Genomic DNA, 17,851 nt, shown 5'->3' on the forward strand with positions numbered 1-17,851 from the left:
TCAACTTGACGCCTGACGCACCAGGTCAGGGTTTCAGCGCAGATGGTTTTAGAATAACTCGGCATTGTTCAGCGCTGTACCGCGCCAGCAGGGATAAGTGTTTCTGGAAAAAACCCCTGTAGGAGCCGGCTTGCCGGCGAAAGCGGTTTGTCAGAAGACACCTCTACCGAATGTACCGCCGTGTTCGCCGGCAAGCCGGCTCCTACAACAGCCAGCCCGCGACCCCGCTTGCGATCACCACCAGCCAGGGCGGGAGTTTCCAGAACATCAGCGCCACCAGGGCAACCAGCGCCAGGCCAAAGTCCTGGGCCTGGAAAATGGCACTGGTCCAGACCGGCTGATACAACGCGGCCAATAACAGGCCGACCACCGCCGCATTCACCCCGCCCAGTGCGGCCTGGGTGCGCACACTGCGACGTAAGCGCTCCCAAAAAGGCAAGACGCCCATGATCAACAGAAAAGCCGGCGCGAAGATCGCCAACAAACAAATCATGCCGCCGATCCAGCCCGAAGGGGCGAGGCTCATCGACGCGCCAAGGAACGCGGCGAAAGTAAACAAAGGTCCGGGTACCGCCTGCGCGGCACCATAGCCGGCCAGGAAGGCATCGTTGCCGACCCAGCCGGTGGGCACCACTTCGGCTTGCAGCAGCGGCAGAACGACGTGACCCCCACCGAATACCAGTGATCCGGCCCGATAGAAGGCATCCACCATCGCCACGGTTTGATTGGGCAACATCTGGGCCAGGAGGGGCAGGCCAACCAGCAATGCCAGGAACAGCATCAGCCAGATTGCCCCGGTCCGGCGTCTGATCGTGATCGGCAGCGGATCGTGGCCGGCACTCTGCCCGGGCTTGAACAGCAGGAGGCCGGCAACGGCCGCGGCGGCGATCACGCTGACCTGGCCCCAGGCCGACGGTTCGAGCAGGGCGACGCACGCCGCGATCGCCATGAGGGTGACTCGCGGCACGTCCGTGCACAGGTTTCGCGCCATGCCCCATACCGCTTGCGCGACTACCGCAACGGCCACGACCTTGAGGCCATGCAGAGCGCCGGGGGAAATGGCAGTGCCATATCGGGAAATGCCCAGTGCAAACAGGATCAGGGCAATCGCCGAAGGCAGCGTAAAACCGGCCCAGGCCGCCAGCGCCCCGCCGTATCCCGCCCGGGACATTCCCAGCGCAATGCCGACCTGACTGCTCGCAGGTCCCGGCAGGAATTGGCAGAGGGCGACCAGATCCGCGTAACTGCCTTCGCTCAGCCAGCGCCGGCGTGTGACGAACTCATCGCGGAAATAGCCCAGGTGCGCAATCGGGCCGCCGAAAGAGGTCAGCCCGAGGCGCAGAAAGATCAGAAACACCGACCACGCACTGCTGCGGTCATCGGCAAGAGCGTTGGCCATGTATTCGCCTTCCTGATAAACGGATCCGGTTCAATAATCCAACGACGATAGCGAGGTTGGATGACTGTAAAACACGCTCCCTTTCGAAGCGACTCATCGTTGTATGCCGTCGTCCCGAGCATGGCCTACGCTTATCCGCAGGCCAGGCTTCATTGAACAGGGATTGCGCCCTGATCGACGTTCAGCCGGCGACGATAAAAATAATGCAATCGGGAGACGACTCATGTCCGCTTTGTTCCATCGATTCAATCGTTACCTTGCAGTCGGCATTACTGCTGCGGCCCTTGCAGCACCGGCCTTTGCCCTGGACACTGTCAAGTTCATGGCCCCGGGCTCCGTGGGTGGCGGTTATGACCAGACCGCACGGGTGCTGGGCAAAGCCCTGGTCGAGGCCAAAGCGGCGAAATCCACCACCTTCGAGAACAAGGGCGGAGCAGGGGGGACCCTGGGGCTGGCGCAATTCGCCAACAGCACCAAAGGCGACCCGAATGCGCTGCTGGTCGTTGGCGCGATCATGGTGACCGCCATTGAACAGAACAAGCCGCAAATCACCTTGAAGGACGTGACTCCGATCGCCCGGCTGTTCACCGAATACAATGTGCTCGCGGTACGCAAGGAGTCCGAATTCAAGACCTTGGAGGACTTGCTCAAAGCCTTTAAAGACAAGCCGACCAGTATCGCCTGGGGCGGTGGTTCCAAAGGGTCGATCGATCACATCGGGATTGCCGAGCTGGCGGGCAAAATGGGCGTTCCGGTCAACAAGGTCAATTACGTCGCGTTTGCCGGTGGCGGTGAAGTCGTTGCCCAGGCCTTGGGTGGCCAGATCAAGGTAATCACCGGGGGGTATGCCGAACTTGGCCAGTACATCAGAAACGGCCAGTTCCGAGTACTGGCGATCGGCGCGCCCGAGCGTGTGGCCGGCATCGATGCGCCGACGCTCAAAGAGAGTGGTTATGACGTGACAATCGGCAACTGGCGTGGCGTTTACGGCGCAGCAGGCCTTACGCCGCAGCAGCGTAAGGAAGTGACCGACGCGGTCGTGGCCGCGACCAACAGTAAAGTCTGGAAAGACAATATCGACACCAACAAATGGTCAGCCAACGTCCTGACCGGCGACGAGTTCGGCAAATTCGTCGACGAAGAGCACGTGCGGCTGCGTGCGATGCTGGTCGAGGTCGGGCTGGTTGCGAAATGACTCAGCCTCGCGCGATTGTGCCGACTCAACTGGCGATTGGCATCGGCGTGATGGCCATCAGCGCCGTGTTGGCGTTCGGCGCGTATCGGTTTCCCCCGGAGATGGGGTTCGTCATCCTCGGGGCGCACGTCTATCCCTTTGCCGTAGCGGTATTCCTCGGCGCCGTGGGCCTGTTCCTGAGCTATCAGGCAATCACGGGTGGATTTCGCGAACTGGCCGACGACACCGACGGGACGGCTGGCGTTATACCCGGTGGAAAGGCCGGTGCGGCCTGGGTCACGGCGGGCCTGCTGGGGGTCGCCTTGCTCATCAACTTCATCGGGTTCGTGTTGGCCGCCGCGTTGTTGTTTGCCTGTTCGGCACGGGGTTTCGGCAGCCGCCGCCCGGTGCGCGATCTCGCCATCGGCATGGCCCTGACCCTGCCGATTTACTGGCTGTTCAACGCCGGGCTGGGGGTTTCCCTTCCGCCCCTGGTCAACGCCTGGATCTGAACCGGGCCGAAGGAGATCGATAGGGTGGACATTCTCGCAAGCCTGGCGATGGGGTTTTCCTCGGCACTGACGCCGATCAATCTGATGTGGGGGTTTATCGGCTGTTTGTTGGGCACTGCAATTGGTGTCTTGCCGGGGATCGGGCCGGCGCTGACGGTGGCCCTGCTGTTGCCGATCACCGCCAAGGTCGATCCCACCGGGGCCCTGATCATGTTTGCCGGTATCTATTACGGCGCCCAGTTCGGCGGCTCGACCACCTCCATCCTGCTCAACACCCCCGGTGAATCGTCGTCCATGGTCACGGCCCTGGAGGGCAATCTCATGGCCCGCAACGGTCGTGCGGGGCCGGCCCTGGCCACGGCGGCGATCGGCTCATTCGTGGCTGGCACCATCGCGACCGTACTGCTGACCCTGTTTGCCCCTCTTGTGGCCAAACTCGCGCTCAAGTTCGGTCCCGCGGAGTATTTCGCGATTCTGGTGCTGTCCTTCACTACAGTGTCTGCGGTACTCGGGGCTTCGATGCTGCGAGGTTTCGCGTCATTGGGGATCGGCCTGACCGTGGGCTTGATCGGCCTGGACTCGACTTCGGGCATTGCCCGGTACACCTTGGGAGTCCCCGAGCTGGTGGATGGCATTGAGGTGGTGCTCGTGGCGGTCGGGTTGTTTGCCGTGGGCGAGGCCTTGTACAGCCTGCTCTATCAAAAAGAAGCAGCAGCCGGCCGGCATCGGTTGACCTCGTTGTGGATGACGCGCTCCGACTGGAAGCGTTCGGTGCCCGCCTGGCTGCGGGGCACGCTGATCGGTTTTCCCTTCGGTTCCATTCCGGCCGGTGGTGCCGAAATTCCGACCTTTCTGTCCTATTCGACCGAACGCAAGCTCAGCAAATACCCGAAAGAATTCGCCGCCAGCAAGGGCGAGGGCGCCATCGAAGGCGTCGCCGGCCCCGAAGCCGCCAACAACGCGAGCGCCACCGGTTCTCTGGTGCCGCTGCTGACGCTGGGCATTCCCACCTCCGCCACCGCGGCGATCCTGTTGGCCGCGTTCCAGAACTACAACCTGCAACCGGGACCGATGCTCTTCGAGACCTCGGGGGACCTGGTCTGGACATTGGTGGCCTCGCTGTACATCGGCAACGTCATTCTGCTGGTGTTGAACCTGCCGCTGGTGGGCCTCTGGGTCAAACTCCTGCAGATCCCCCGGCCGTACCTGAATGCCGGCATTCTGGTGTTCGCCACCATCGGAGTGTATGGCATGCGCCACTCTTCCTTCGATCTGTTGCTGATGCTGGCGATCGGTTGGGGCGGGGTGCTGATGCGGCGCTTCGACTTCCCCGTCGCCCCGGTGATCGTCGGCATGCTGCTGGGGCCGATGGCCGAGAAACAACTGCGTAACGCCTTGTCCATCAGCGAGGGAGACTGGACGGTGTTTTTGACGCAACCCATCTCGGCGGCGTTCCTGGCGCTGACATTGCTGGTGCTGCTGGTGCCTCATCTGCTGCATGCGCGGGGTATCAAGTTGCATGAGGATGATTGAGACGGTCGTTGCGGTGAACGCTTGCGTCAGGCCTTGACCCAGCGTTGACGGCTCCAGCTGCTCAAGGTGTCGACGGCGAATACCAGGATCAGCATGGCCAGAATCACCGTGCTGGCCTGAGCTTCCTGGAACAGGCTGAGGCTGACATAGAGCATTTGTCCCAAACCCCCGGCGCCGACGAAGCCGAGCACGCTGGCCATGCGGATATTGTTTTCCCAGCGGTACAGGATGTAGGCCAGCAGCTGTGGAAACAGGTTGGGCAGGGTCCCGTAACAGAACGCCAAAACCGCATTGCCGCCCTGCAGGCGGATGGCTTCGGCGGGTTGCGGCGGGGTATTTTCCAGCGCTTCGGCGAACAGCCGGCCGAGCACGCCGGTGGTGTGCAGGGCTAATGCCAGGGTACCGGCATTGGGCCCGAGGCCGGCGGCAAGCACCATCAGCGCGGCCCACACCAGTTCCGGCACCGCGCGCAGGGCATTGAGCACCAGGCGCGATGCGCTTTGCAAAGGCCAGCCGAAGCGTCCAGCCGCGGGCAATGCCAATAGCAGACCGAAGACCGCCGCGAGCAGGGTGCCCAGGGCAGACATGGCAATGGTTTCCAGGGCGCCGTGACCGATGGCTTGCAGATGGCCCGCGCTCAGGTCCGGGCTGAGAAAACGCTGGGCATAAGCGCCCATCCGGTTCAGGTTGCCACTGCCGCCGAGCTCGCCGAGGTCGATGCCCAGGTAGATGAACGAAGCAACGACCGCTGCGCCGATGCACAGCAGCAGGACCAGGTTCAACAGGCGATTCATGTCAGCCTCCAGCGCAGCAGGCGGCTGAGTTGATCGGCGAGCAGCACCAGCACGAGGAACGTCAGCAACAGACTGGCTACCTCACCGCCGGCGAACATGCGCAACGACAGGTCCATTTGCTGGCCCAGGCCGCCGGCCCCGACGAAGCCCATCACCACCGAGGCGCGGATGGCGCATTCCCAGCGGTACACCGTGTACGACAACAGCTCTGCAGCGACATTGGGCAGGATCCCGTAGCAAAAGGCGGCCAGCCGACCGCTGCCGGACTGCAGCAGCGCGTGGGCCGGGCGTTGGTCGACCGATTCGAAAATTTCCGCGTAGACCTTGCCCAACATGCCGCTGTAGGTAATGGCAATGGCCAGCACCCCGGCCGTCGGACCGAGGCCGACGGCGCGCACGAACAGCAGGGCCCAGACGATTTCCGGCACGCTGCGCAGGAAGATCAGCACGCCGCGCACGGGCCAGCGCAGCAGTCGGCCCCAAAAAACCGGGTGGCCGGCACGGGAGGCAGCGGACAGCGACAGGGCACGACTGGCCAGCAGGCTGGCGGGGATTGCCAACAGCAACGCCAGGGCCATGCCGGCCGTGGCGATGGCCAGGGTCTGCAGGGTGGCTTGCAACAACAGCTCGATGAACGCCTCGTCATGGGCGGGTGGCCAGAAGGCTGACACGAACTTGCCGATCTCGCTCTGGCTGTCACTGGCTACCAGTACGCTCAGGTCCAACTCGCTGAAGTGGATGCCAGGCCATAGCAGGACAAGGGCCAGCAGCGTGAGGAGCAGGCGGGGGCGGGTGGCGGGATCTCGGGTATCGCGACTCAGCATCGGGGAATCTGCACAACCAAGGGCGCCGGAGGCACTGGCGACGACTGCAGCTGCTCATTGGCGTAGAGCTTGTCGAGCAGCTCGCGGTCGACGGCATCGGCGGGCAGGTCGAACAGGATCTGCCCGTCACGCAAGCCGATGATCCGCGAAAAATGCGCCAGGGCCAGTTCCACCGCATGCAGGCTGGCGACCAGGGTGACGTTGTGTTCCCGGGCATGGCGGCACAGCACCGACAGCGTGTGCTCGGCCAACACCGGGTCCATGGCCGATACCGGCTCATCGGCCAGCAACACCTCGGGCGCTTGATACAACACCCGGGCGATGCCCACGCGCTGCAGCTGGCCACCGGACAGTTGCTGGCATTGCGCAAACAACTTGTCGCCCAGGTCCAGCCTGGCCAATGCGTTGCGCGCGCCCGGAATATCCAGCGGATGCAACAGATTGAGCAGGCTCTTGCCCAGACTCCACTGGCCCAGCTTGCCGGCAAGGACCGCGGTGACCACGCGCTGGCGTGGTGGCAGCGGGGGCGCTTGATGGATCAGCCCGATGCGCGCGCGCAGACGCTGGCGCTGCCGGGCAGACAGCTGCCAGGCCCGCTCGCCGAGCACCTGCAACTCACCGCTGCCAGGGCGCAGGGCGGTGGCCAGCAGGTTGAGCAGGCTCGACTTGCCCGCCCCGGACGGGCCGATGATGGCGACCTGTTCCCGTGCCGAGATGTGCAGGTCCACGCCATGCAGCGCCCGGACGCCGTTGGCGTGGGTGAGGCCGACCTGGGTCAGGTGCAACGTCATTTGAGCAGGTCGGCGGCGCGTGCGGCTTCTTCGATGCCCTTGTAGTTGTCAGGGTTGGTTTCGATGAACCGGCTGGCGGCCTGTAGATCGAGGATTTCCTTGTCCTTCGGTTTCGCCGGGTCGAGCGCCAGGAAGGCGGCCTTGATCTTCGCCGCCAGCGCCGGGTCGAGGGTCCCGCGCACCGTCCAGTTGTAATCGAAGTAGGCCGGGGTGGTGGCAAACACTTTGACCTTGGTGGTGTCGACCTTGCCGGCGGCGACCAGTTTTTCCCAGACGCTGGCGTTCAGGACTCCGGCGTCCACCTTGCCGGCCTGGACCCAGGCGACGGTGGCGTCATGGGCACCGGAGTAGCCCACTCGACTGAAGTAGGTTTCCGGCTTGATGCCGTCCTTGAGCATGAAAAAGCGCGGCATGAGGCTGCCTGAAGTGGAGGACACCGAGCCGAAGGCAAAGGTCTTGCCCTTGAGGTCGGCCAGCGACTTGACGGCCGGGTCGGCCGTGATGAATTTGCTGGTGAACTGAGCGTCCTGTTCGCGCTGTACCAGCGGTATGGCATTGCCGGTTTTCAGGCGGGCCTGCACAAACGTGAAGCCGCCCAGCCAGGCCATGTCGATCCGGTCGGTAGCGAGCGCCTCGACCACGGCCGGATAGTCGCTCACGGGCACGAACTCGACCTTCATGCCTAATTGCTGTTCCAGGTAAGCGCCAAGCGGCTTGAACTTGCGCAACAGTTCGGTGGGCGCTTCATCGGGAATGGCGCTGACTTTCAGGGTGTCGGCGGCCTGGGCCAGCAGGGTGCAAAAAGACAGGGTCAAGCCGACGGCCAATGCCAGGGGGCGTTTGAACATGAAAATTCTCCGGTACATTAACGCAAGAATGTCAAGGCGCCGGGCACAGGCTAATGCTGCAAGGCGCTTGGTGAGGGTAGACGAAATGGAGCGATAATGACCGCCCGGGCCCAATTGCCACCCATCGTCAAGGGTGACAATCAACCCAGGGCGGACCGGGCCTGCCCAGTCCGCGAGGCAGGATCAGCTTTGGCAAAACCGAATCCGGTTACCGAAAGGGTCATGGACTTCCAGGACTTGGCCCCAGCCCTGCTGAACAATTTCCGGCCGTCCGTAGCCATAGCGTTTGGCTAGCAATTCATCCCGCAGCCGTTCGATATTGTGCATGGGCACAAATACCGTGGAACCGGGGCTCGCATCGCCATGATGTTCGGACAGATGCAGTTGCAGGCCGTCTCGGCTGATCCCCAGGTACAGCGGGAGATCGGCTTCGAAGCGGTGCTCGAATTCGACGCTGAAACCCAGGAAATCCAGGTAAAACTCCCGTGCCTTGATTTCGTCGAACATCCGCAATATCGGGATGGGTTTGTCGAACGTAATCGCGGGTGGGGTGTGTTCCTGGGGCAGCATCGCTGACGCGGTGTTCCAGTCCTTGTAGCCCAGTTGCTGCGCAACCAGTTCAAGCGCGGTGGCGTGAGGCACCGCTTGATTGCGCGTCTCCAGCGAGGCACGCAGCCGCTTGGCCATCTGCTTGGCTTGTTCGATCGAAAACATCGTTACTCCTGTAGTCGAGGCATTCTGGTGCTCGCGTTGCCAAATCCCGACCGTCAAGAGATACGACATGATTGGGAAAAAACAGATGCTTTCACCTTTCCCGGCGGAAGCGAGCGGCGGGCAGCAGCGGCCCGGGCTGATGATACATAGGCGCTGGCGGGTGCGGAAGGTTTTCCTGGCAGTTCGTCACCGTCACGGGGGACTTCAGTGAAGACATTCAATGGCCAGGGTACTGGCGAATCGAGAACAAAGCGTCTGTTGTCCTTTTGGCGGCATCTACTGGCTTATTGGCGTTAGCCGGTCAACAGCAGGCAGGTTACAGTCGTCGCTACGTTCCCGGCGCCCGGATGATGCTTATGACCCGCCCTCGCTTCTTGCCTGACAACTTCACCCTGACCTTGATCGGCGTGGTGGTTCTCGCCAGCATCCTGCCGGCCAGCGGTCAAATAGGCGTCGGCTTTGGCTGGCTGACCAACATCGCCATCGGCCTGCTGTTTTTCCTCCATGGCGCCAAGCTGTCGCGCGAGTCGATCATTGCCGGTGCGGGACATTGGCGCCTGCATCTGCTGGTGTTCGGCCTGACCTTTGTCCTGTTCCCGCTGCTCGGCCTGGCGCTCAAACCCTTGTTGTCACCGCTGATCGGCAACGATCTGTACATGGGCATGCTCTACCTCTGCGCACTGCCCGCCACTGTACAGTCGGCGATCGCTTTCACCTCTCTGGCCCGTGGCAACATTCCGGCGGCGATTTGCAGTGCGGCGGCGTCCAGCCTGTTCGGGATCTTTCTCACGCCATTGCTGGTGACCTTGCTGCTGGATGTGCACGGTGAGGGCGGTTCGACCCTCGATGCGATTCTGAAAATCAGCGTGCAACTGTTGCTACCGTTCATTGCCGGACAGATTGCCCGGCGCTGGATCGGTGCATGGGTAACGCGCAACAAGCACTGGCTGAAATTCGTTGATCAGGGCTCGATCCTGCTGGTGGTCTACGGTGCGTTCAGCGCGGCGGTAGTCGAAGGCATCTGGCATCAGATTCCGCTCTGGGCGCTGGCCGGGCTGGTGGTGGTGTGCTGCATCCTGTTGGCGTTGGTGCTGGTGATCGCCACCGTGTCGGCCAAAGCCCTGGGCTTCAATGAGGAAGACCGCATCACCATCCTGTTCTGTGGTTCGAAGAAAAGCCTGGCGACCGGTGTGCCGATGGCCCAGGTGCTGTTCGCCGGCAGCACCCTGGGGGTGTTGATCCTGCCGCTGATGCTGTTTCACCAGATTCAGCTGATGGTGTGTGCGGTGTTGGCGCAGCGCTTCGCCAATCGCTCGGAAACGGTCGCGGAACTGATGGGCCAGGTCGATCCCTGATCGTCAGGACTTGAGCCACCCAAACCATCATCCGCGTTTGGGCAGCTTCCAGTCCGGCCGGATGAAATGGCAGGTGTAGCCGTTGGGATAGTGTTCGAGATAGTCCTGATGCTCCGGCTCCGCTTCCCAGAACGGGCCGGCGGGCACGATCTCGGTGACCACCTTGTCGGGCCAGAGACCGGAGGCATCGGCGTCGGCCACCGTGTTTTGGGCCACGCGCTGCTGTTCTTCGTCGAGGTAGAACAGGGCAGAGCGGTAGCTTGTACCGATATCATTACCCTGACGGTTCTTCGTCGTCGGGTCGTGGATCTGGAAGAAAAACTCGAGGACCTGGCGATAGCTGATCAGGTCCGGATCGAACTCGATCTCGATCGCTTCGGCGTGGGTGCCATGGTTGCGATAGGTGGCGTTGTCCACATCGCCGCCGGTATAGCCCACCCGCGTGGACAACACGCCGCGTTGGCGCCTGATCAGAGCCTGCATGCCCCAGAAACAACCGCCGGCCAGAACGGCCTTTTCAGTTCGCGTGCTCATTTTACAGTCCTTGCGCTCAGTGAATTTGCCCGGTGAATGTCTCGGCGCAAATGCTCTCACCGGGCTGCCGAGTATCGACCCCGGCCCGTGCGAACGTCAATTTCATCAGTGGGCGGCTGGCCATAGTATTTTTGCTTCCAGCCGCCGTTTTTCATGAAGGAAATCGGTCTAAAAATCGAGTTCAACGTTTAGCGCTTCTTTGCTACTCTGAAGTTGTAGGTGAAGACGCAGACTGATGCGCAAAGCGGATAGCGAGGAAACGTGGGGCGCGTTCCGAAGGGTACACGGTTAGAAAGATCTCCGCGCTGAGATCCAGCCCTTATGCCGTGTGAAGCAGAAGAGCGCAAAACTCTTCTGTCAGAGTCCTGATAAACCTTGTAAGCCAGAGACCAGCGCTGGCCACCTACTCAACTTTCACTCACTAAGCCCGCCTTGTGCGGGCTTTTTCGTGAGGGCTGCGGGTGGCGTATTTGAATCGACGGGACACGGATTCAACGATCCGCCATAAAGCGGCGATGAAGTTGAGCCGGCGCCGCGAGGCTCTGTGTCACGCTGCATTTCCCGCGCCGGATCGGGTAAATCCTAGTTGATGCTTGAATGGTCGGCCTTTGCCTCCAGTCTGGAAGCCCGTTTGCTGACCTCGCTGATGTCGACAGGACTCAACGTGGTATAGGCGCCACCGACGCGGAAGGTTGCGGGGATGCCCTCCTTATAAAATTCGCGGCGTTTTTCGTTGCCTACGGCGAACCATCCATCAGCGCGCAGTGCTTTTTCCAGAGCCTCGCGCTCTTCTGGTTGAAATTCCAGGCGAATGGATCGGTAGGTCAGTTTCTCCAGTGCCACATCCGTGATCTTGGGGCTTCCCATAGGATCTGCCTCGATGGAAAAGTTGTCCGTGACATCCAGTGTTATTTCAGCGCTACTGGCGGTTGCGCCAAAAACGACCATTGGCTTGCTGCGTGTGCACGATAGGTAGTTTTGGAAATCAACGCACTCTGTAAATCCTTGCGCTTTCCCCAGCGCTTGGGATCCAGGAACAAAGAGTCCCGAAACCTGAACGGTTGTCAGACGTTCAGCAGAATGGGCAGTGCCTGCCACGAGTAGAAGAAAGATCGCGCCCAGCTTGTTCATATCCCAGCTCCTTCAGACCTTTTGAGTTTGAAATGAATCGTGGATCGCCTGCCGATCTCTAGTGCTCTACTCGCTATACCGTGCTGGCAATTTCCTCACGTGGGGATGTTAGCCGTTAAAATAGCTTGCGGTCGTTGCGTGACACATTAGTTCAGAATCTGCACTGTTCCTGAAGCAAGCTCAGATGGAGATGTAGAAAGGTATAAGTTTGACCAAGGCGATGCGTGTTTATTCAAAACGAAATACTGTTTTGGGTGTAAAGTCAGGTTAACAATCAGGGAGAAATATCTCATGTCCAAACTCGCAGAATTTCGTCAGCTTGAAAGACATTTGGCCGAGCAGCTCCAAGCGCTTGAGGCCTTGAAGGGTGACGCAGGCCTGAAGCAGGAAATCGAGTTTGAAACGAAGCTTCGTGCCCTGCTTGCCAAGTATGGCTACAGCTTGAAAGACATCGTCAATTTACTCGATCCCAAGGCTGGTCGCCGCGCACCCGCTGCGGAGTCGAAGAGCGGCACCCGCAAGCCACGCCAGGTGAAGGTTTACAAGAATCCCCACACTGGCGAAGTCGTCGAAACGAAAGGCGGCAATCATAAGACGCTGAAGGAGTGGAAAGCAGAACATGGCTCAGCCACCGTTGAGTCCTGGCTGACCAAGTGATGTTGGAAACCGCAAGACATGCCTTGGCGTGTCTTGCGGTTATTTCAAGCAATGCTTACCGATGCAATAGGCTCCCGCGAGGCTGCGCGTGCAGCCAGGAAGGCAAGAACGGCCGCCACGCCTAGCAACGTGGCGCTCAATTCGAAGGTCGCTTGATAGCCGCTCGAGTCGAAGACCAGCCCGCCAACGGTTGCGCCAGACGCAATAGCGAGTTGGATGATCGCCACCATTAAACCGCCTCCCGCTTCAGCAGAGTCTGGCAACGTTCTAGCCAGCCAAGTCCACCATCCCACGGGCGCTGCCGTGGCAACCAGTCCCCACAGGCCAAGCAAGACAGTCGTGGTGGCCGCCGAACTACCGAATGAAACAAGCGCCAAAGCAATCATCGCCATCAAGATCGGGATGACGATGAGGGTTCGATACAGGCCGTTCTTCAAGAACGCTTCAATCAGGAAGGTTCCGGCAAGTCCCGCCAGGCCCAGAACGAGCAACATAAAAGACAGCATGGAGACACTGACGTGCGTGACCGTTTCAAGGAATGGGCGCAAATAGGTAAACAGCATGAACTGGCCCATGAAAAACACACTGACCGCCACCATGCCTAACGCGATCGGCGTGCTTTTCATCAACTTGAAGACGTTGCCGGTGCCTGAACCGCTTTGCGTTTTCATCCGTGGAAGGCTGGACAATAGCCATATACAAGCGATTATCGCGACCGGGATGACGCACAAGAATGCACCACGCCAGCCAATCAAGGCGCCGAGAAAACTGCCCAATGGTGCTGCAATCACAGTCGCCAAAGCATTGCCGCCGTTGACGATTGCCATGGCGCGTGTGACCTGGTCATCAGGCACTAGGCGCATGGCGGTTGCCGCCGACAGTGACCAGAAGCCACCAATCGCAACACCGATCAGCGCGCGCCCGATCATGAATACCCCGTAGTTCGGTGCGAACGCGACCACTGTTCCGGAAAGGATCATCAACAGCGTCAGTGAAAGAAGTAGCGGTTTACGGTCTACCCGCGCCGCCACCAGCGGGATAAGAAGGCTGGTGAATAAGGCAAACAGCCCCGAAACGGAAATGCCCTGACCGGCTTGTCCTTCGGTGATATGCAGATCGGCGGCGATGGGTGTCAGCAGGCTGACGGGCATGAACTCCGATGCCACCAGCACGAAGGCGGCGAGCGACATGGCGAATACGGCACCCCATGATTTATGGGGCGCGGGGAGGGAGTGATCAGTCATTGCTTGAATCCTTTGTTGCGTGAAGCGTCGTAGCCCCGAGGACGAGGCTATGAGAGAGGCGATGCCCGGCCAGGGCACCGAAAAGGCTACTTCAGGTTCAATCAACCAAAGTGGAGTTGTCGATCACGAAGCGGTACTTGACGTCACCCTTGAGCATTCGCTCGTAGGATTCATTTATCTGGTCTGCTCGAACCAGTTCGATGTCGGCGACGATGCTGTGCTCGGCACAGAAATCCAGCATCTCCTGTGTTTCCGGGATGCCTCCGATCATCGAACCGGCAATCGTTCGGCGCTTCATGATCAGGTTGAACACGTTGGGCGATGAGTGTGGCGAGGCGGGCGCACCGACCAGCGCCAGAGCCCCATCACGCTTGAGCAAAACCAGAAAAGCATCAAGATCGTGGGGGGCTGCGACGGTGTTGAGAATGAAGTCGAAACTCTTGGTGTGTGCAGCCATTTCTTCAGCGTTGCGCGATACGACGACCTCATCGGCGCCTAACGCTTTTGCCGCCTCGCGCTTGGATTCAGAGGTGGTGAACGCCACGACGTGGGCGCCCATCGCGTGGGCCAACTTGATACCCATGTGACCCAGGCCACCGATGCCGACCACACCTATTTTCTTGCCTGGGCCGGCGTTCCAGTGACGCAGAGGCGAGTAGGTGGTGATGCCTGCGCACAGCAGCGGGGCGACGGCAGCTAGTTGCGCCTCGGGATGGCGGATGCGTAACACGTAGCGCTCATGCACCACGATGTTTTGCGAGTAGCCGCCCAACGTCCAGCCAGGTGCATCCGGTGTCGGGAAGTTGTAGGTGCCGACCATCTCATCGCAGTAGTTTTCCAGGCCTGTGTCACAGTCGTCACAGTGTTTGCAGCTGTCGACGACGCAGCCGACACCGACCAGATCGCCGATTTTGAAATCCGCTACATGTGCGCCCACCGCCGATACGCGACCGACAATTTCGTGCCCAGGTACACAAGGAAATTGCGTGCCTGCCCACTCGGCGCGCACTTGGTGTAAATCCGAATGGCAGATGCCACAGAAGGCGATATCGATCTGAACATCATGGGCTGCAGGCGTGCGGCGATTGATCTGCATCGGCTCAAGGGGTTTATCGCCAGCGTGAGCGCCATAGGCTTGTACAAGCATGGGAGAGACCTCAAAGGATTTGTCGGATGGACATTTTCCCGGTCGGCCAAGGCTTCCTGTAGTGCATTCCACTGGATTACTTGCCTGATGCTATGAGTCTTTGCTTTTTTGCAGGACGCTCGGGAACTGGCGAGTTAGAGTTCGGCGAAGAGGTACAAGACGAATATGACGAACGCATCCAACACCGATTCTGTACAGACATCGCCACAGGAAAAACTTGCGCAGATCATCGGCGCGCAGGTCTCGACGCCAGGTGATTACGGGACGGCCATTACCGGTCTCGGCTTCTTCAGGCGCGAACATCCCGCACCGCCCACTGTCTGCATGGTCGAGCCAAGCATCATCCTCGTCGCCCGGGGTGAGAAACAGCTCTGGGTAGGTGGCGAAGGCTACCCGTATGACAGGTCGCAGTTTCTGATCACGTCATTGGACTTGCCTGCCAATTCAGAAGTGCTGGCGGCAAGCCCGGAACAGCCATGCGTGGGGCTGACGATGAAACTCGATCTGCGCATGCTGGCTGAGCTGATAGCGCAAAGCGACCTGCCGCCAACCCGTGATCGATCCGTCGCGAAGGGGGTAGGAATTGGTTCGGTGACCCCTGCGATGCTGGCGTCATTCGAGCGTTTATTGGCATTGCTCGATGAGCCGGAGTCCATCCCTGTTCTGGCCCCCTTGATCCAGCGCGAGATTCACTACCGTCTCTTGCAGAGTGATCAGGCGAGCCGGCTTCGACAAATAACATCTGTCGATGGCCAAGGTTATCGGATCGCGAAAGCCATCGATTGGCTGAAGTTGAATTACACCTTGGCACTTCGCGTCGATGAACTGGCGGCGCGGGTGCAGATGAGCACGCCGACCTTTCACCACCACTTCCGCCAACTCACCGCAATGAGCCCCTTGCAGTACCAGAAATGGCTGCGTCTGAACGAGGCAAGGCGATTGATGCTCAATGAGCACCAGGACGTATCCAGTGCGGCTTTCAAGGTCGGATATGAAAGCCCGTCTCAGTTCAGTCGTGAATACAGCCGTCTGTTTGGCGTTGCTCCCAAGCGAGACATTGCGGCGTTGCGAGGGCATGGCTAGATAACTATCGCTGTGACGCTGATCGTACGCCTACGTGTTGGATGGCTCATCGGTCAGCATACACCTAGCATGGGTTGCGAAAAAAAACGAACTTGCAGGGTGAGCTTTTCTCGAAGTTAAGGAGCCAGTGGTGGGTCCTGACTTGGGAGAAGAACGCCTGAAATGAACAAATCGATCAGTGCCAGCGATCTCGGTATTCATCTGAACCGCGGCGGTGCTCTATTGAACCAGGCGAATCAAGTCCCCTTGGTGTACGTAGGGTGTGCCGGCTGGAGCCTGCCCCGGGAACACTGGCCGACGTTTCCTGAACACGGCACCCATCTGCAGCGGTATGCCTCGCAACTCACTGCCGTTGAAATCAACAGCTCCTTCTATCGCCCGCATCGCTCGCACACCTATTGGCGCTGGGCGCAGTCGGTGCCGGCGTCGTTTCGGTTCTCGGTCAAAGTGCCCAAACTCATCACCCATGTTCAGCGCTTGCAGGGCTGCGAGCTGTTGCTGGACGAATTTCTATCCCAATGCACGGCGTTGGGTGATGCCCTGGGTTGCCTGCTGGTGCAGTTGCCACCTTCGCTGGTTTACGACGAACGCATTGCCGCGGCGTTTTTCCAGGCACTGCGGCAACGTTACGCCGGGGCGGTGGTGCTTGAGCCACGGCATGCGAGCTGGCTGGACGCAGATGCTTTGTTGGTCGAGCTGCGAATAGGGCGGGTCGCTGCCGACCCGTCGCCCATTACCGGCGGCGACATGCCGGGCGGGTGGTCGGGGATTCAATACTGGCGCTGGCACGGCTCGCCGCGCATTTATCACAGCGACTACGACCGGGGCCGATTGGAGTCGCTGGCACGGCAGGTGCAAAATCCGGCGCAGGCGGGCACAACCCGCTGGTGCATCTTCGATAACACCGCCAGCGGGTTTGCGCTGGCCAACGCGCTGACCCTGCAAGCACTTCTCGGCCTCGAGGCTAAGCTACCTGGGCGATGACACCTCGCGTGCCTTCGTCGGCGTGCAAAACGATCCCTGGGATTCGCAGAAGGACATGGCGCTCGCCGTCGCTGGCGCGTTCATCAGCCTGCTGCTGGTTTCCCTGTGCGGGAAACGCGCTAAAACAGTCGATGACGACCGCATGTCGTAAAAGAAACGAGCGTATGCAAATAGCCTTCAATTAGCGCCCGGCACAGTCGATAACCTGTTCAGAGAAGCCCTCCGCGCAGGGCTTTACCCAACTGTCAGGGAACCCACAACGTGTCGATAAAAATTCGCTTGCTGTTGTTGATTGGCACCGGCCTGCTCACCGCCTTGATCATGAGCCTGGTCAGTTACCTGGGAAACACGCAGATGGCGCAGGCGGTGAATGACAACGAGGTCAGCATGACCGCGCTGCGCAATCACCTGGAAGCCGACATGATGCACGACGCGTTACGCGCCGACGTGCTCGCCGCGATGCTGGTCGGGCTGGGCAAAAGCACCAGCAGCGCCACCGAAGTGCGCAGTTCCATCGAGGAACATGCGGCACACTTTCGCGAAGTGCTGGGTGAAAACCTCAAGCTGCCGGTCAATGCCACCCTCAAGGCCGGCCTGGAGAAGGTCAAGCCGAGCCTGGATACCTACATCAACGCCGCCGAACGCATCGTCGGGCTGGCGCTGGCCAATCCCGATGCCGCGCAAAAAGAACTGGGTAGCTTCAATGCCGCGTTCAGTCAGCTGGAAGACCAGATGGCCGCCCTGAGCGAGCAGATCGAAACCGACACCCGACAGACCAGCGCCGGTACCGCGCAAGCCATCCGCAACGCCAGGTTCGCCATTGGCGGTGTACTCATCGCCAGCCTGCTATTGCTGCTCCTCCAGGGCCGCTGGGTGATTCTGAGCATCATGGGGCCGTTGCAGACCGCCAGCCGCATTGCCGACAGCATCGCCCATGGCAACTTGAGCGAACCTATTGTCGAGCCCACCCGCAACGACGAAGCCAGTGCGCTGATTCGTAGCCTGGCGACCATGCAGCGCGACCTGCGCGGCATGATCGAGGCGGTTCGCAGCAACGCCCATGGCGTGAGCGGCATGAGCCGGCAATTGAGCGACGGCTGTCACGAGGTTGCCGGCAGCAGCCAGCA

Annotated in this window: 17 protein-coding genes and 2 pseudogenes; 9 read left to right on the top strand and 10 right to left on the bottom strand. The window is 60.4% G+C overall.

Annotated elements, in window-relative coordinates; genetic code table 11:
* Positions 1-202: 202 nt before the first annotated feature.
* Complete coding sequence (chrA, locus tag F8N96_RS20935; protein WP_150799431.1) at positions 203-1,399, bottom strand: chromate efflux transporter; 1,197 nt, start codon at positions 1,397-1,399, stop codon at positions 203-205.
* Between the two features lie 223 nt (positions 1,400-1,622).
* Between chrA and F8N96_RS20940 the strand changes: the two genes are divergently transcribed.
* From F8N96_RS20940 to F8N96_RS20950, 3 genes are read left to right on the top strand one after another with little or no spacing between them, the layout of a single operon-like run.
* A complete protein-coding gene (locus F8N96_RS20940; protein ID WP_150799432.1) occupies positions 1,623-2,594 on the top strand; it encodes a tripartite tricarboxylate transporter substrate binding protein in 972 nt (323 codons plus the stop codon).
* Positions 2,591-3,085 carry a tripartite tricarboxylate transporter TctB family protein gene (locus tag F8N96_RS20945; protein WP_150799433.1) on the top strand — a complete coding sequence of 165 codons (495 nt, stop codon included), beginning with the start codon at positions 2,591-2,593 and terminating at the stop codon, positions 3,083-3,085. Before F8N96_RS20940 ends, F8N96_RS20945 begins: the two co-directional genes overlap by 4 nt.
* A 24-nt stretch (positions 3,086-3,109) precedes the next feature.
* On the top strand, positions 3,110-4,618 hold the full coding sequence (locus tag F8N96_RS20950) for a tripartite tricarboxylate transporter permease (protein ID WP_150799434.1): 1,509 nt from the start codon (positions 3,110-3,112) through the stop codon (positions 4,616-4,618).
* A 26-nt stretch (positions 4,619-4,644) separates the two neighbouring features.
* Here the strand turns inward: F8N96_RS20950 and phnE are convergent, their stop codons facing one another.
* From phnE to F8N96_RS20975, 5 genes are all read right to left on the bottom strand, one after another.
* Positions 4,645-5,412, bottom strand: a complete 768-nt coding sequence (phnE, locus tag F8N96_RS20955; protein ID WP_150799435.1) for a phosphonate ABC transporter, permease protein PhnE — start codon at positions 5,410-5,412, stop codon at positions 4,645-4,647.
* Positions 5,409-6,236: a PhnE/PtxC family ABC transporter permease gene (locus F8N96_RS20960; RefSeq protein WP_150799436.1), complete on the bottom strand. Its 828-nt coding sequence runs from the start codon at positions 6,234-6,236 to the stop codon at positions 5,409-5,411. The genes phnE and F8N96_RS20960 overlap by 4 nt, the downstream gene beginning before the upstream one ends.
* Positions 6,230-7,027, bottom strand: coding sequence for a phosphonate ABC transporter ATP-binding protein (locus tag F8N96_RS20965; protein ID WP_150799437.1), 798 nt, complete (start codon positions 7,025-7,027; stop codon positions 6,230-6,232). Before F8N96_RS20965 ends, F8N96_RS20960 begins: the two co-directional genes overlap by 7 nt.
* Complete coding sequence (locus F8N96_RS20970) at positions 7,024-7,875, bottom strand: putative selenate ABC transporter substrate-binding protein (protein ID WP_150799438.1); 852 nt, start codon at positions 7,873-7,875, stop codon at positions 7,024-7,026. The genes F8N96_RS20965 and F8N96_RS20970 overlap by 4 nt, the downstream gene beginning before the upstream one ends.
* Positions 7,876-8,058: 183 nt before the next feature.
* Positions 8,059-8,589 carry a glyoxalase superfamily protein gene (locus tag F8N96_RS20975; protein WP_150799439.1) on the bottom strand — a complete coding sequence of 177 codons (531 nt, stop codon included), beginning with the start codon at positions 8,587-8,589 and terminating at the stop codon, positions 8,059-8,061.
* A 356-nt stretch (positions 8,590-8,945) separates the two neighbouring features.
* Between F8N96_RS20975 and F8N96_RS20980 the strand changes: the two genes are divergently transcribed.
* Positions 8,946-9,944 carry a bile acid:sodium symporter family protein gene (locus F8N96_RS20980; protein WP_150799440.1) on the top strand — a complete coding sequence of 333 codons (999 nt, stop codon included), beginning with the start codon at positions 8,946-8,948 and terminating at the stop codon, positions 9,942-9,944.
* A 27-nt stretch (positions 9,945-9,971) separates the two neighbouring features.
* On the opposite strand, the gene msrA is transcribed toward F8N96_RS20980, so the two are convergent.
* On the bottom strand, positions 9,972-10,478 hold the full coding sequence (gene msrA, locus F8N96_RS20985) for a peptide-methionine (S)-S-oxide reductase MsrA (protein WP_150799441.1): 507 nt from the start codon (positions 10,476-10,478) through the stop codon (positions 9,972-9,974).
* A gap of 582 nt (positions 10,479-11,060) precedes the next feature.
* Positions 11,061-11,609, bottom strand: a complete 549-nt coding sequence (locus tag F8N96_RS20990) for a hypothetical protein (protein ID WP_150799442.1) — start codon at positions 11,607-11,609, stop codon at positions 11,061-11,063.
* A 291-nt stretch (positions 11,610-11,900) separates the two neighbouring features.
* Between F8N96_RS20990 and F8N96_RS20995 the strand changes: the two genes are divergently transcribed.
* Positions 11,901-12,266: a histone-like nucleoid-structuring protein, MvaT/MvaU family gene (locus F8N96_RS20995; RefSeq protein WP_150799443.1), complete on the top strand. Its 366-nt coding sequence runs from the start codon at positions 11,901-11,903 to the stop codon at positions 12,264-12,266.
* A 44-nt stretch (positions 12,267-12,310) separates the two neighbouring features.
* Here the strand turns inward: F8N96_RS20995 and F8N96_RS21000 are convergent, their stop codons facing one another.
* Both F8N96_RS21000 and F8N96_RS21005 read right to left on the bottom strand, forming a co-directional pair.
* The gene (locus F8N96_RS21000; RefSeq protein ID WP_150799444.1) at positions 12,311-13,510 is read right to left on the bottom strand and encodes an MFS transporter; all 1,200 of its coding nucleotides are present in this window, start codon (positions 13,508-13,510) and stop codon (positions 12,311-12,313) included.
* 97 nt (positions 13,511-13,607) lie between these two features.
* A complete protein-coding gene (locus F8N96_RS21005; protein WP_150799445.1) occupies positions 13,608-14,657 on the bottom strand; it encodes an NAD(P)-dependent alcohol dehydrogenase in 1,050 nt (349 codons plus the stop codon).
* Positions 14,658-14,822: 165 nt separating this feature from the next.
* Here F8N96_RS21005 and F8N96_RS21010 point away from each other — a divergent pair, with 165 nt between their 5' ends.
* The 4 genes and pseudogenes from F8N96_RS21010 to F8N96_RS35870 all read left to right on the top strand — a co-directional run.
* Positions 14,823-15,740, top strand: coding sequence for an AraC family transcriptional regulator (locus F8N96_RS21010; RefSeq protein WP_150799446.1), 918 nt, complete (start codon positions 14,823-14,825; stop codon positions 15,738-15,740).
* Between the two features lie 162 nt (positions 15,741-15,902).
* Positions 15,903-16,724, top strand: a complete 822-nt coding sequence (locus F8N96_RS21015; RefSeq protein ID WP_150799447.1) for a DUF72 domain-containing protein — start codon at positions 15,903-15,905, stop codon at positions 16,722-16,724.
* A pseudogene (locus F8N96_RS35480) lies at positions 16,708-16,909 on the top strand (hypothetical protein); the annotation flags it as partial. The gene F8N96_RS21015 and the pseudogene F8N96_RS35480, both read left to right, overlap by 17 nt.
* Positions 16,910-16,985: 76 nt before the next feature.
* Positions 16,986-17,741, top strand: a pseudogene (locus tag F8N96_RS35870) (MCP four helix bundle domain-containing protein); the annotation flags it as partial.
* Positions 17,742-17,851 lie beyond the last annotated feature (110 nt).

It is taken from the genome of Pseudomonas fluorescens (genome assembly GCF_902497855.1).
Classification (GTDB): Bacteria; Pseudomonadota; Gammaproteobacteria; order Pseudomonadales; family Pseudomonadaceae; genus Aquipseudomonas; species Aquipseudomonas fluorescens_BI.